At 34.3% G+C, this 13,936-nt stretch carries 15 protein-coding genes; 10 read left to right on the top strand and 5 right to left on the bottom strand.

Translation table 11 applies throughout. The annotated features are described in order from the left end of the window. Nucleotides 1-17: 17 nt before the first annotated feature. The 5 genes from ACQ5J2_RS04125 (at nucleotide 18) to ACQ5J2_RS04105 (ending at nucleotide 4,344) form a co-directional block, all read left to right on the top strand. Nucleotides 18-608: a riboflavin synthase gene (locus tag ACQ5J2_RS04125; RefSeq protein ID WP_432672469.1), complete on the top strand. Its 591-nt coding sequence runs from the start codon at nucleotides 18-20 to the stop codon at nucleotides 606-608. A gap of 79 nt (nucleotides 609-687) precedes the next feature. Then, nucleotides 688-1,704, top strand: coding sequence for a recombinase RecA (recA, locus tag ACQ5J2_RS04120; RefSeq protein WP_432672468.1), 1,017 nt, complete (start codon nucleotides 688-690; stop codon nucleotides 1,702-1,704). A gap of 127 nt (nucleotides 1,705-1,831) precedes the next feature. Then, nucleotides 1,832-2,248 carry a hypothetical protein gene (locus ACQ5J2_RS04115; protein ID WP_432672467.1) on the top strand — a complete coding sequence of 139 codons (417 nt, stop codon included), beginning with the start codon at nucleotides 1,832-1,834 and terminating at the stop codon, nucleotides 2,246-2,248. Between the two features lie 12 nt (nucleotides 2,249-2,260). Next, entirely contained in the window at nucleotides 2,261-2,809 is a 549-nt protein-coding gene (locus ACQ5J2_RS04110) for an RNA polymerase sigma factor (protein ID WP_432672466.1), read from the top strand. Then, the gene (locus ACQ5J2_RS04105; RefSeq protein ID WP_432672465.1) at nucleotides 2,806-4,344 is read left to right on the top strand and encodes a hypothetical protein; all 1,539 of its coding nucleotides are present in this window, start codon (nucleotides 2,806-2,808) and stop codon (nucleotides 4,342-4,344) included. The genes ACQ5J2_RS04110 and ACQ5J2_RS04105 overlap by 4 nt, the downstream gene beginning before the upstream one ends. Before the next feature lie 81 nt (nucleotides 4,345-4,425). Here the strand turns inward: ACQ5J2_RS04105 and ACQ5J2_RS04100 are convergent, their stop codons facing one another. Both ACQ5J2_RS04100 and ACQ5J2_RS04095 read right to left on the bottom strand, forming a co-directional pair. Then, on the bottom strand, nucleotides 4,426-4,707 hold the full coding sequence (locus ACQ5J2_RS04100) for a hypothetical protein (protein WP_432672464.1): 282 nt from the start codon (nucleotides 4,705-4,707) through the stop codon (nucleotides 4,426-4,428). A 201-nt stretch (nucleotides 4,708-4,908) separates the two neighbouring features. Further along, a complete protein-coding gene (locus tag ACQ5J2_RS04095; RefSeq protein WP_432672463.1) occupies nucleotides 4,909-5,649 on the bottom strand; it encodes a lysophospholipid acyltransferase family protein in 741 nt (246 codons plus the stop codon). A 114-nt stretch (nucleotides 5,650-5,763) separates the two neighbouring features. Between ACQ5J2_RS04095 and trpS the strand changes: the two genes are divergently transcribed. Together trpS and ACQ5J2_RS04085 are read left to right on the top strand one after the other, a co-directional pair. Continuing rightward, nucleotides 5,764-6,741, top strand: coding sequence for a tryptophan--tRNA ligase (gene trpS, locus ACQ5J2_RS04090; protein ID WP_432672462.1), 978 nt, complete (start codon nucleotides 5,764-5,766; stop codon nucleotides 6,739-6,741). A 128-nt stretch (nucleotides 6,742-6,869) separates the two neighbouring features. Then, nucleotides 6,870-7,685 (top strand): hypothetical protein, encoded by an 816-nt coding sequence (locus ACQ5J2_RS04085; RefSeq protein ID WP_432672461.1) that lies wholly within the window; start codon nucleotides 6,870-6,872, stop codon nucleotides 7,683-7,685. 60 nt (nucleotides 7,686-7,745) lie between these two features. On the opposite strand, the gene dprA is transcribed toward ACQ5J2_RS04085, so the two are convergent. Beyond that, nucleotides 7,746-8,846: a DNA-processing protein DprA gene (gene dprA / locus ACQ5J2_RS04080; protein WP_432672460.1), complete on the bottom strand. Its 1,101-nt coding sequence runs from the start codon at nucleotides 8,844-8,846 to the stop codon at nucleotides 7,746-7,748. Nucleotides 8,847-8,953: 107 nt separating this feature from the next. Between dprA and ACQ5J2_RS04075 the strand changes: the two genes are divergently transcribed. Both ACQ5J2_RS04075 and ACQ5J2_RS04070 read left to right on the top strand, forming a co-directional pair. Next, complete coding sequence (locus ACQ5J2_RS04075; RefSeq protein ID WP_432672459.1) at nucleotides 8,954-9,883, top strand: SPOR domain-containing protein; 930 nt, start codon at nucleotides 8,954-8,956, stop codon at nucleotides 9,881-9,883. A 64-nt stretch (nucleotides 9,884-9,947) separates the two neighbouring features. Then, the gene (locus ACQ5J2_RS04070) at nucleotides 9,948-10,460 is read left to right on the top strand and encodes an acyl-CoA thioesterase (protein ID WP_432672458.1); all 513 of its coding nucleotides are present in this window, start codon (nucleotides 9,948-9,950) and stop codon (nucleotides 10,458-10,460) included. Between the two features lie 56 nt (nucleotides 10,461-10,516). On the opposite strand, the gene ACQ5J2_RS04065 is transcribed toward ACQ5J2_RS04070, so the two are convergent. Next, nucleotides 10,517-11,788: an OmpA family protein gene (locus ACQ5J2_RS04065; protein WP_432672457.1), complete on the bottom strand. Its 1,272-nt coding sequence runs from the start codon at nucleotides 11,786-11,788 to the stop codon at nucleotides 10,517-10,519. A 295-nt stretch (nucleotides 11,789-12,083) separates the two neighbouring features. On the opposite strand from ACQ5J2_RS04065, the gene ACQ5J2_RS04060 reads away from it, so the two are divergent. Continuing rightward, entirely contained in the window at nucleotides 12,084-12,479 is a 396-nt protein-coding gene (locus ACQ5J2_RS04060; RefSeq protein WP_432672456.1) for an acyl-CoA thioesterase, read from the top strand. A 54-nt stretch (nucleotides 12,480-12,533) separates the two neighbouring features. Here ACQ5J2_RS04060 and ACQ5J2_RS04055 read toward each other — a convergent pair whose 3' ends face one another. Beyond that, nucleotides 12,534-13,931 (bottom strand): efflux transporter outer membrane subunit, encoded by a 1,398-nt coding sequence (locus ACQ5J2_RS04055; RefSeq protein ID WP_432672455.1) that lies wholly within the window; start codon nucleotides 13,929-13,931, stop codon nucleotides 12,534-12,536. Between the last annotated feature and the right edge of the window lie 5 nt (nucleotides 13,932-13,936).

Raw genomic sequence — 13,936 nt, 5'->3', positions numbered from 1 at the left:
GTAAAATAAAACAACAAATGTTTACCGGAATTATAGAATCCCTTGGAACCGTTAAAGAAGTTCGCCAAGACCAAGATAACCTTCACTTGACCATTACTGCAGCGATAACAGTCGAATTAAAAATCGATCAAAGCGTTGCTCATAATGGCGTTTGTTTAACCGTCGTGGCAATTGCCAACGATTCATATACAGTTACGGCAATTCGTGAAACGATTGAAAAAACAAATGTTGGCGAGTGGAAGAAAGGAGATTTAGTCAATTTAGAACGAGCGATGAAACTCGGCGACCGGTTAGACGGACATATTGTTCAAGGTCATGTAGACCAAATTGGGATTTGTAAAGGTGTAGAAAACGCCAATGGAAGTTGGTATTACACTTTTGAATATGATGAAAAATTAAACAATCTCACTATTGAAAAAGGTTCTATTACTATTAATGGGGTAAGTTTGACGGTAGTTAATTCAAGGCAAAATCAATTTAGTGTAGCGATTATTCCTTATACGTATAAACATACGAATTTCAGGAATTTTGAAGTCGGAACGAAAATCAATTTGGAATTTGATGTGATTGGAAAATATGTTTCACGTTTGCACCAATTAAGAAACTAATATCAAAAAAAAATAATATACATTTAAGTAATTTGCATTCTAAAAAGAAGTATTTTTACGAAAAATAAGTGCCAATACCATGAAAGAAAAGACGAGTACAGAAAAAGAAAACAAGTTAAAAGCCTTACAGTTAACGCTTGATAAACTTGACAAAACTTACGGAAAAGGAACCGTAATGAAGATGGGCGATAAAGCGGTTGAAGAAGTAGAAACTATTTCTTCAGGTTCATTAGGCCTAGATTTAGCACTTGGTGTAAATGGTTATCCACGAGGAAGAGTTATTGAAATATACGGTCCGGAATCATCTGGAAAAACAACTTTGACACTTCACGCAATTGCTGAGGCACAAAAAGCTGGCGGAATCGCTGCTTTTATCGACGCCGAACATGCTTTTGACAGAAACTATGCAGAGAAATTGGGAGTTGACATTGAAAACTTAATCATTTCGCAACCCGATAATGGGGAACAAGCCTTAGAAATTGCCGAAAACCTAATCCGATCTGGAGCAATTGATATTGTTGTTATTGACTCCGTTGCCGCATTGACACCAAAAAGTGAAATTGAAGGTGAAATGGGTGATTCTAAAATGGGACTTCACGCAAGATTGATGTCGCAAGCATTAAGAAAACTTACAGGAACGATTAGCAAAACAAATTGTACCGTTTTCTTCATCAACCAGTTGAGAGAGAAAATTGGAGTGATGTTCGGGAACCCAGAAACTACAACAGGTGGAAACGCCTTGAAATTTTATGCTTCTGTACGTTTAGATATTCGTCGTTCTTCGCAAATTAAAGACGGTGATAACGTTATTGGAAACAGAACCAAAGTAAAAGTGGTTAAAAATAAAGTCGCTCCACCATTTAAAGTGGCTGAATTTGACATCATGTACGGAGAAGGAGTTTCTAAAACGGGAGAAATTCTTGATTTAGCCGTTGAATTTGAAATCGTTAAAAAAGCAGGTTCTTGGTTCAGTTACGGTGAAACTAAATTAGGTCAAGGACGTGACGCAGTTAAATCTTTAATAAAAGACAATCCGGAATTAGCGGATGAACTGGAGATTAAAATCAAAGACAGAATAAAAGAAAATAACAAATAATTCGCATTAGCGAAATGTTATCATTTTTAAAAACCGCTTCAAAACTATTTGAAGCGGTTTTTTTTATGTTTAGCACGCAACCCAAAACAGTTTTGTTCATCTTAATACTAAATAAATGTTTTTAAAAATGAAAAAATTAGTCCTTTTACTTTTTGTATCTTTCATTGCTATTTCATGTTCAGTGGACGATAACGAGAGTAAATATTATTATGATTTCTTGCCTGTAGAAAGTTTTGAAGTCCCTGAGTCTTTCGATTTTGGAAAAGTTTATACTATAAGTATCTTTTTCAAAAGACCAAATAATTGTCACGCCAGCCAAACGCTTTATTTTGAAAAAAAGGACAGTACAAGAATTATTGCTGTTCAATCCTTAGTGCTTGACAAAAACAATTGTACAGCATTACCTGACGAAGAACCAAAACAAGGAACGTTCCAGTTTGAAGTGGTAAACACTTCGTCTTATATATTTAAATTTTACAAAGGCAAAGATGATAATGGCGAAGATGTTTTTGAAGAAGTAATTATTCCTGTCAATAACCAATAAATAGAAAAACCATTGGGTTTAGACCAACTCATAAATGATTGTAAAAAGAATGACGCTAAAGCCCAAGAGCAAATTTATAAATTATTAGCTCCAAAGTTTTTTGGCGTCTGTCTGAAGTATTCAACTAATTACGCTGAAGCTGAAGACAATATGCAAGATGGTTTTATTATTATTTTTAAAAAGATTGAACAGTTTCAGTTTAAAGGTTCTTTTGAAGGTTGGGCAAAACGAATTATGATTAACAATGCGTTGCAAAAATACCGCACTCAAGTTCGATTTCTAGAAGTTGTAAACGATACAATAGTCGAAGAAGACATTCCTGAAATTGACGACGAAAACATTTCGTTAGATTATTTAATGCAAATCATTCAAGAATTACCCGACCGTTACAGAATGGTTTTTAACCTTTATGTTCTCGACGGATATTCACACAAAGAAATTGCAGAAATGCTTGAAATCACTACCGGAACCACCAAATCTAATTTGGCACGAGCCCGAATAATTTTGAAAGAAAAAATAGACCATCATACTGGAAAAAACAGCTTACCTTCCACAAAATGAATGATAAAAAAAACATAGACCGTTTATTTCAAGAACGCTTTAAGGATTTTGAATCAGTTCCCAATGAAAAGATTTGGAACAACATTCACGATGCTTTGCATGAAAAGAAAAAACGAAAAATTATTCCATTATGGTGGAAACTTTCGGGAATTGCAGCGGGATTTGTGCTTGCGTTTTTGGCATTTAATACGCTTTCAAATCCTATTATTGTAGAGCCTTCTGTTGTTGTTGCTCCAAAAGAAGTTAAAAATGCCACTCCAAATAAATTAAACTCCACACCTTCAACCGAAAGTACGATTACAATTGAGAGTGAAGCCATTTCTTTAGATAAAAATAATTTAAATGCTAACGAAACTCCCTTAAATCCATCGAAAAGTACAGAAACGATAATTGCTATAGAAAACACTAAACCTTCTAAAAGTGAGAATGATTCGAAAGGAATTTTAAACCAGAATTTTAAGAAAAATCGCGGAAAAGCAACTACTATTTACACGAAAAAGAACAAAAACGAAGCTACTGAAAATACCGCTGTCGCCAATAATTCTATGGAAAATCTGAACCAAGATTTGATTGAAAACAAAACTGCTTCAAAAGGAAGAATCGAATTTGATTCGTCTGCTGAAAATTCAAGTAAAAAAAATAAGTTTGTAAATAATTCAGATGTAATTAATACCGCTATTCAAAGTGAAAATACTATTGAAAAATTAAACAAAACAACAAAAGATATAGATTCTACAGCAACTGTTTTAGCATCTGAAACGAACCCCTTAGAAGAAATTCTAAAAAAGAAAAATGAAAAAGGAGAAGAAGTTCTTGCCACCGCTAAGTTGAATCGGTGGCAAGTAACTACGAATGTCGCTCCTGTTTATTTTAATTCTGCAACAAATGGTTCACCTATCGAAACTCAATTTGAAGAAAACAGCAAGACTTATGAAAATAATTTGAGTGTAGGAATTGGTGTTCAATATGCCGTAAACAAAAAACTAACTGTAAGGACGGGTGTTAATAAATTAACTTTAGGATATGCAACAAATGACGTTGTATTTTTTGGAGCGTTGAACTCCCCTGGATTCAGCACACTAAATGCCGATGATTCAATGTCCCACATGGAAGTATTTAGTGCAAATAACGCAGACGGTTTACGTCCTTTTGAAGACAATTCACAGAATATGGAAAGTGGTATTTTAAACCAAACAATGGGTTATTATGAAGTGCCAATGGAGCTTTCGTATGCTTTAATAAATCGTAAATTTGGGATTCACGTAATTGGAGGATTGAGTACTCTTTTTTTAAATGAGAACACTATATCTGTTCAATCTTCAACTACAACGATGGGTTTAGGCAAAGCCAATAATTTAAATAATATTCACTTTAGCAGCAACATTGGATTGGGTTTCAATTACGAATTTTGGAAAAGTTTCGAAGCGCATTTTGAACCTACTTTCAAATATCAGTTCAATACTTTTAGTGGAAATGACGGAAACTTCAAGCCTTACTTTGTAGGTTTATATACAGGAGTTAGTTTTAAATTTTAGCAAAATTATTTCTGTTGATTAACATTCCTATAATGTTGTAAATCATTTTTGTTTGAATAGCAATTATATACGTCAATATCATCAATCAATTCCTTTTATCAATAATCCATTTGCAGAACGCTGTAAAATGATTGATTTCTCAAGTACTACTATATCATAACGATGTAAAGTAATTGATTTCTCAAGTACTACTATATCATAACGATGTAAAGTAAATGCTTTTTCAAGCACTACTATATCATAACGATGTAAAGTAAATGCTTTTTCAAGTACTACTATATCATAACGATGTAAAGTAATTACTTTTTCAAGTACTACTATATCATAACGATGTAAAGTAATTACTTTTTCAAGTATTACCATAAGAAGTCGATACAAATTCGACTTTTACATGAGTAACTGTAAATTATATATCCTACAAAACGCATGTTGCTACAAATAGTGCTGCTTTAAATTTAATAAATAATGCGTTACTAAAAACCAGCAGCACTTATGGTACGACATAGGAATTACAAAAAAGGGAAGGTAAATAGAAGTGTTGTATTGGAACGTGTTTCAAGAAAATCAAGCATTAAATTTGAGCAACTGATGGTAAATTACAGTCCTAGTTTCATCTTTAATTTCTTTCTTATCACTTAAAGTTTTTCCCACAGTGGGAATGGATTGATGCACTTTAGCCCGCATAATTCCCGGACCACCACTAAAAAAAGTATATGAAAGGCGTTTTTTATTATCAGCAAAAGTTATAGGTACAATTGCAATTTGGTGTTCAATTGCCAGTCTAAAAGCACCGTCTTTAAATTCATCCAAAACAATAGTTTCATCACTTGGAACGCCTCCTTCCGGAAAAATACAAATACTCAAGCCGCTATTTAATCTTTTTTGAGCTCTTTCAAAAACTCCCATTCGGCTTTTAGAATTGGAACGGTCGACTAAAATGCACGTTCTTTTGTAAAAATAGCCAAATATTGGAATTTTTGCCAATTCTATTTTTCCTACAAAAACAAATGGATTTTTTACCACTGCCAACATCAGCATGATGTCAGAAATTGAGGTATGATTGGCAACAAACATATAACTTTTTCCTTTTTCAAGTTTTGTTTCGCGCTCTATACGGTAGTAAAGTCCTGATAAAAGTAAGGTGCCTTTGCCCCAAATTCGAGCAAAGAAGAAAAAATAAGGATACCACTCTTCCTTTAAACTGGTAACAAATAAAATTGGGCCCATGCCAATCATAATGATTCCCATCATTAAGAAAAACCAAATTCTCCAAATAGTCCAAAAAATGATTTTAAAAAATCGCATTCCGTAGTTGTTTAATGATAAATTCTAAAAACAATTGATTTAAGTTTTCCAAATGTAAGAATTCAATCCTTACTTTTTACGAAAATCGGTACCTTTGCTAAAATTAAGTTGATTATGGCAAAAATTCTAACGGGAATTCAAAGTACAGGAACTCCCCATTTAGGCAATCTTTTGGGAGCGATTATTCCTGCAATCGAATTATCAAAAAAACCCGAAAACGAAACGTTTCTTTTTATTGCTGATTTACATTCCATCACGCAAATAAAAGACGGAGAAACATTAAGAGAAAATACGTACAGTACAGCTGCAACTTGGCTTGCTTGTGGGGTTGACATCAATAAAGTTACTTTTTATCGTCAATCTGATGTGCCTCAAACGGCTGAATTATCGTGGTATTTGAGTTGCTTTTTTCCTTTTCAGCGCTTGACTTTAGCACATTCATTCAAAGATAAATCCGATAGATTGAGCGATGTAAATGCCGGTTTGTTTACCTATCCCATGCTGATGGCGGCTGATATTTTATTGTATGATGCTGAATTTGTTCCAGTGGGAAAAGACCAATTGCAACACATAGAAATCACTCGTGATGTCGCGGCTCGTTTCAATAACCAAATGGGCGAAACATTTGTTTTACCTGAGTCTTATTTGCAAGAAGATACCAAATATGTTCCTGGAACCAATGGCGGAAAAATGAGTAAATCTGCCAATAATATCATTAATATATTCTTGGACGATAAAAAATTGCGCAAACAAGTGATGTCTATCGAAACGGACAGCACCCCTTTAGAAGAACCTAAAGATACTGAAACGTGTAAAGTTTTTGCCATTTATAAATTATTGGCTACAGAAACTCAAATAAAAGAAATGACCGACAAATATAAAAATGCAAATCGGGATTTTGGTTGGGGTCACGCTAAACAAGAGTTGTTTGAACTTATCGTGAATCGTTTTAAAACGGAGCGCGAAAAATACAACCATTATATGTCTGATCGTACTGAAATCGATGAAGCACTAGCACTTGGTGCCGAAAAAGCACAAATAGTAGCTAACAACGTTTTACAAAGAGTACGAGAAAAATTAGGTTTTTTATAGAATTGTAGGTTTTAAAAACCGCTAAGAGGTGGCTATTAATAATTTTAAGGAAATTTTAATAGCCACTTTCCTTTCAAGCCAATTGTTATGTATAATTTTATAGGAATTAATATAAAAACATTCTTATTATGAAAAAAATACGTTTATCCGCTCTGGGTCTTTTAACTGTCGCTCTTGCAACAATGACTTCTTGTAAAGATAAAGCTGCGACCGAAACATCACCGGAAACCACTATTGAAACACCTGTAAAATCAGAAGTAGCGATTACACCTATTGAAGATTCTAAAATGTTTCCAGGTGCGAAACTTACGGTAGCTTCTGAAACAGCTACATCGGTTGATGCAGATTCTGTGACTTTCAAAATCAACTATAAAGTTGCCAATTTTGAATTGACTATGCATACGGAAGGTCATAATGGCGAACACATGGCAAATTCAGGTCAAGGTCAACACATTCACTTTATTTTAGACAATCAGCCTTATGCTGCTTTGTACAAACCAGAACATGAAGTGAAATTGAAGAAGGGAAGTGAACATTATTTGATGTCGTTTTTGTCGCGTTCCTATCATGAATCTTTGAAAGAAAAAGACGCTTTTTTAGTAGAACGTTTCAAGATTAACGACAAAGGAGGTTATGAAAAATTAGCCACTCCTACCGAGCCAATGTTGTTTTACAGCCGTCCAAAAGGCGAATACAAAGGTGCCGACACTAAAGCAATCTTACTTGACTTTTTTATAGTAAATACTACTTTAGCAAAAGACGGATATAAAGTACAAGCCAACGTAAACGGTCAAGATATTATGTTAGACGAATGGAGACCGTATCAAATCACGGGACTTCCAATGGGCGAAAATATAATTAAATTGACCCTTATGGATGCTAACGGAAATGCTGTTTCTGGAGAAAACACTTCTGTAGAGCGAAAAATTACTTTAATGGAATAACTTACATTTCACATTTAAATTGAGAAAGCGATGCTATCAAATTAGTATCGCTTTTTTGGTTTAAATAGCTTCAAATAACTTCCCTGGCAAAGGACGAACTATACCTTTTAATTCCATATTTAACAACATTCCCGACAGAATATAGATAGGAAACTGACATTCTAAAGCAATAATATCCATTTCCGCTTTTCCCTTTTGTAATAAGAAGTCATAAACAATTTGTTCTTCTGGAAGTAAATTGACAAACAGTTGCTTTTGAACACCTTTTGTGGATTCTTTTATATCCCAATTTAGCATGTAAATCAAGTCGGCGGCACTTGTCAGTAAGTTGGCTTTTTGTGTTTTAATTAAATTGTTGCAACCCAAACTGAACTTATCTGTTATTCGTCCAGGAACTGCAAAAACATCGCGATTATAATCATTCGCTAACATTGCAGTGATTAATGACCCTCCTCTTTCTGCTGATTCAATGACAATTGTAGCTTCTGTCATTCCAGCAACGATGCGGTTTCTTTTAACAAAATTTTCTTTATCTGGATTACTACTGCTCCAAAATTCGGTCATGAAACCTCCATTTTCTTCCATCTTTTTACAATACTTTTTATGAGAAGAAGGATAAATTTGATTCAATCCGTGTGCCAAAACTCCAATCGTTTGCAAGTTGTGTTCCATCGCGGCTTGATGTGCAATTATATCGACGCCATAAGCAAAACCACTTACGATTATTGGATTTAATGGAGCGATTTCGGCAATTAGATTGCGGCAAAATTCCGCTCCGTGAGAAGTAACTTGACGCGTTCCTACAATACTGATGATTTTAGTTTGTTTAAGGTTTATGTTTCCAGCCGAAAACAATAAAATGGGCGCGTCAAAGCAATGTTTAAGTTTATCTGGATATAAGTTGTCTTTATAATAATGAACGTTAATATCATTGTCTTGGATGAACTTTAACTCAGCTTCGGCTTTTTCAAAAACTGTTTTGTCTTTTAAATTCTTTACTAAAATAGAACCAATTCCATCAATTGCCGACAAGGTATTGCCTTTGGCCTTGAAAATTTCAACTGCACTTTCAAAATGGCCAAGTAATTTTCTAGCAACTACATCTCCCACCTTTTCTACTTTTTGTAGCGCTAAAAGCGAAAATAATTCCTGTTCGTTCATGGCATATATTTGAATATCAAATTAAAGCATTTTTTTTAAATTGTTAATAAAATTTGTTGATAAAATTTTGTTACAGACGCTTAATATCTAACTTTGCCATTATGAAGATGGAACAGCATATCGCGCAACTTTTATACAGATACCAATGCGTAACTGTACCTGGATTTGGGGCTTTTTTGACCGAAATCCAACCGGCTCAATTGGTCGAAAGTACCAATACCTTTTATCCGCCGAAAAAAGTGCTGTCCTTCAACGGTCATTTGAAAAATAATGATGGACTTCTAGCCAATCACATCGCACAAGCAGAGAAAATTGCTTACGAAATTGCCGTTCAAAACATCTCCAAGGAAGTTTCTCTTTGGAAAAATGCTTTGCTCAACCAGCAAAATATTGTACTTAATTGTATTGGTACTTTGCACCTTAACGCTTCGGGAACATTGAATTTTGAAGCATCGAGTCAAGTAAATTTTCACACTTCTTCTTTTGGGCTAAACAGCTATGTTTCTCCATTAGTAAAAAGAGAAGTTATTGGAGAAATACCTGAATCTGTTGAAATAGAACCAATCGCATTAGTGCCTGAAACGACATCTTCCTCTCGAAATTCGTATTTAAAATATGCCGCTGTCTTTATTTTAGCTTTAACGGCTGCGGGAAGTATTGGGTACAAAATGTACGATACGAAGATGGACGAGGAAATGAGAATGGTGCAAACTGAAGTACAAAAAGACGTTCAAAATAAAATTCAAGAAGCTACTTTTTTTATTGAAAATCCGTTACCAAATGTGACTCTGACGGTAAAGGAAGATAAAAAACCGTATCACATTGTAGCAGGCGCTTTTAGTAATGAAGCCAATGCACAGAAAAAACTAGGTATGCTGAAAGCGAAAGGCTTTAATGGAAAAATTCTTGAACGAAACAAATACGGATTGGTTCCGGTGCTTTACGGAAGTTACAGTACGTATGCGGAATCGCAACTAGCATTGAAAGAAATTCACAAAACTGAAAATAAAGAAGCTTGGCTTCTAATTAAAGATTAATAAAAAATCCCGGTGTTTCATCGGGATTTTTGTTTTAACGTGAGTACCTTTGCTAAAAAAAGAAATGACTCCAAAATTTGCATCCGAATCCTTAACCATTTTAACCGATTTAGTCTTACCTAGTGAAACCAATCCATTAAACAACTTATTTGGTGGCGAATTACTAGCGCGAATGGACCGTGCCGCAAGTATTGCTGCTCGACGTCATTCAAGAAGAATTGTAGTCACTGCCTCTGTAAATCATGTTGCTTTTAATCGTGCAATTCCCTTAGGAAGCGTGGTAACCGTGGAAGCAAAAGTTTCTCGTAGTTTCAAAAGTTCAATGGAAATATACATTGACGTCTGGATTGAAGACCGAGAATCGGGACATAAGAATAAAGCGAACGAAGCAATTTATACTTTTGTTGCAGTTGATGACACAGGAAGACCAACAGAAGTTGCTCAAGTAATTCCTGAAACCGATTTGGAGAAGTTGCGTTTTGAAGCTGCTTTACGCCGGAAACAACTGAGTTTGGTTTTAGCGGGAAAGATGAAACCCTCTGAAGCTACAGAATTAAAAGCTTTATTTATGGAATAAAAAAAACCTGATTCAGTTGAATCAGGTTTTTTCATTTATAATGTTATTCCTAAGAATTATTTGATTTTGAAAGTAACTCTTCTTACGATTTGACGCGCTTCCTTAGATGATTTATTTACCGAAGCATCTTCACCATTTCCAGAAATCATCAATCTTGAACCGCTAATTCCAGCATCAACCAAAATTTGTTTTACTTTTTCAGCACGTTTTGTAGATAATGATTTGTTATAATCAGAATTTCCAACTTCATCAGCATATCCAATTACTTCAGTTGTAGCAGAAGGATTAGCTTTCAAATATTTTACTAAGAAATTAATTCCTGCAACTGATTCAGTTGTTGGATTAGCTGAGTTGAAATCAAAATATACATTAACGTATCCGTCGTTGATTAATGACTTGACATCAGCTCCTGAACTTGCAGTAGCATTAGATGTACCGTACTTTGTATCAAAATAACGCTCTAATTCGTCAGCAATTCCATTACCGTTACGGTCAATTGTTCTACCTTTTTGGTCAACTGCAACACCAGCCATAGAATTTGGTTCTGCATCAAACATATCTGGAATACCATCTTGATCCGAATCAGTTAACCCAGTTTCAATTGTTGCAAGTCTACCTTCTAAGTCATCAATTTTTTGTTGTAGCATAGAATCCATTGCAAACCAGTCAGCATGTTTTTCAGCTCCACCTAAATAGAACGTGACACCTGCAGTACCTTGAAACATAATTCCTTGAAATCCTCTTCCAACATTAGCTGGATTTTGTCCATCCCATGCCATATCTTGACGCGCATTAAAAATCGTAGAGAAATCTCCTGTTAATGCTACTCTGTTACTTAGCCTTATTTGCCCTGTAACTCCAGCCATAAAATTTAGCATTCTGTCTGTAAAGGCTTTGTCTTCAGTTTTCAATTGTGCATAACCAAAACCTGCGTGACCTAACAAACCAAATGTGTTCGTCCATGTTTCAAAGCTCATAATACGACCTAAGTTAGCTACAGCTTGTAAATCTGCTCTGTAGTAGTGACTTTCAAATTCCATAGAATCACTATCTTCAGATAAATTATAATAACCTGCATCTAGTTTTAAACCAAATTTGTTATTAAACATGTATCTCACTCCAAAATCAGCATTGTAAAAGCTTGGGGTACTTTGAAAATAACCTGTAGATATAGGTCTTTGGACCTTGTTAACACCACCAGCAACTTCTACAGACCATCTATTGTAATCTGAACTTGTTGAAGTAGCTTCATTCATGTTGTCATCTGTTTGAGCATAAGCTGTACTTAATGCTAAAACACCTGTTAATGTAAGTAAAATCTTTTTCATAATTTTTATCGTTTAATTCGACTACAAAATAACGCCATATATTTGACCTGCAAAACTATTTTAACAAAAATTTTGATAAAATTACGTCATTTGATTGCGAAAAATTTACTAAAAAGCGCCATCAAATAGTAATATTATAAAGTTTGTAAAAAATTTTATAACAATCTCAAAACAATGTTGCAGAGCTATATATTTTATGATATTTTATAATATGAGTGCAAATTTAACTATTTTTGAAACTTAGTCAACATTTTACTGCGTTATTTTTTTGTAACTACTTGAAAACTTTACGAATATGCGATTTCACACTAGGAAATGGGTAAAACCCGAAGATTTAAACCCCAATTCAACATTGTTTGGAGGGAAATTATTAGCATGGATTGATGAAGAATTAGCACTTTACTCTATCATTCAATTGGAAAACACCAGAATAGTCACTAAACACATGTCCGAAATTAATTTTAGAAGTTCGGCAAAACAAGGTGATATTATCGAAATAGGGATTGATGTTGTCAAATTTGGAAACTCCTCTTTGACTTTAAAGTGCGAAGTACGAAATATTATGACTTGGGACACCATTATTTCAATCGATACCATCACGATGGTAAGTTTGGACGAAGATGGAAAACCAAAAGCGCATGGAAAAACCGAAATTGAATATGTTCGGAATCGATTAAAAATTAATGAATAAAAAAACCCATACCTCTAAATAAGGTATGGGTTTTAAAATAAAACTATTTACTCTTTAATTTCCGCCACCTAAAGCTCGGTAAAGGGTAATAATAGCATTGTATTGGTTGTATTGATTGTTAATCAAATTCAGTTCTGTGTTTAACGCTTGGTCTTTGGCAGTTAAAACTTCTAAATAGTTTACCAATCCATATTCTAACAGCTCATCTGAAAAACCAGCTGCGGATTTTAATGATTCTACTTGTTTTTTACGAATTTCAAGTTTTGTAGTTTCATTAGTGTAATCTTGCAACGCATCAGAAACTTCTCTTCCTGCTATTAATAAAGTTTTCTGAAATTCCAAAAATGCTTTTTCTTGATTGGCTTTGGCTACTTCAAACTTTGTTCTAATTTGACGTTTATTAAACAAAGGTTGTGTCAATCCCGTTACTACATTGGCAAACAAAGAATTCGCACTAAACCATTCTTTCAAGTCAATACTTTGTAATCCTCCGGTTGCTGTAATTTTAAAGGAAGGATAAAACTCACTTCTAGCGACATTGGTCATTTCAAAATTTGAAATCATGTTGTATTCAGCAGCTATCACATCCGGACGTTTTCTTAACAACATTGTTGGAACACCTACTTTTACATCAGCCGTAATATTTTGGGTTACTAAAGTAGAACGATTTACTTTTTTTGAACCTTCACCTAATAATATATTGAACGAATTTTCCAAAACCATAATCGAGTTTTTCAAATCTTCCTTAATCAATTGGGTTGTGTACAATTGAGCTTCCGTTTGACGAACGCCCACTTCTGTTACACTTCCAGCTTCTTTCAAGGCTTTAATTACCTCAATACTTTCCGAACGGTTTACTAATGTGCTGTCCACCACTTTTAATTGTGCGTCAAGCGACAACAATTGGAAGTAATTTTTAGCAATATTTGCAATCAATTGCGTTTGAACTGCTTGTTTAGCTGCTAAAGTTTGAAGGTAAGATGCACTTGTTGCTCTTTTATTACTTCGAATTTTTCCCCAAATGTCTGCTTCCCAAGAAAGGTTTCCTGTTAACTGATATTGGTCGGTATTTCTGTCTTGCAACAATGCTCCGAATTGTGAATTTCTAGACAACTCATTGTGAGTCCAATCTGCACCAAGTCCAATGGACGGAAAATAACCTGCTTTTCCTTGTTTCATATAAGCTTCCGATGCAGCAATATTTTGCATGGCAATGCGAATGTCAAAATTATTTTGCAAACCATTAGTAATATGCTCTTGCAAAATCGGATCCGTAAATAATTTGTTCCAAGCCAAATCTCCTAAAGAAGTTGTGTCAGTAGAAACCGTTTCCATTCGATACAAATTATCTGTTTGCACTTCTGGACGTTCGTATGTTTTTGCCGTAAAACACGATTGCATTACAAAAGCAACCAATACGGGAAGTACAATTTTATATATTCTCTTGTTCATTTTCT

The organism is Flavobacterium sp. SM2513, from assembly GCF_050908145.1.
Taxonomy (GTDB): Bacteria; Bacteroidota; Bacteroidia; order Flavobacteriales; family Flavobacteriaceae; genus Flavobacterium.
This window is presented reverse-complemented; position numbering and strand designations above follow the sequence as displayed.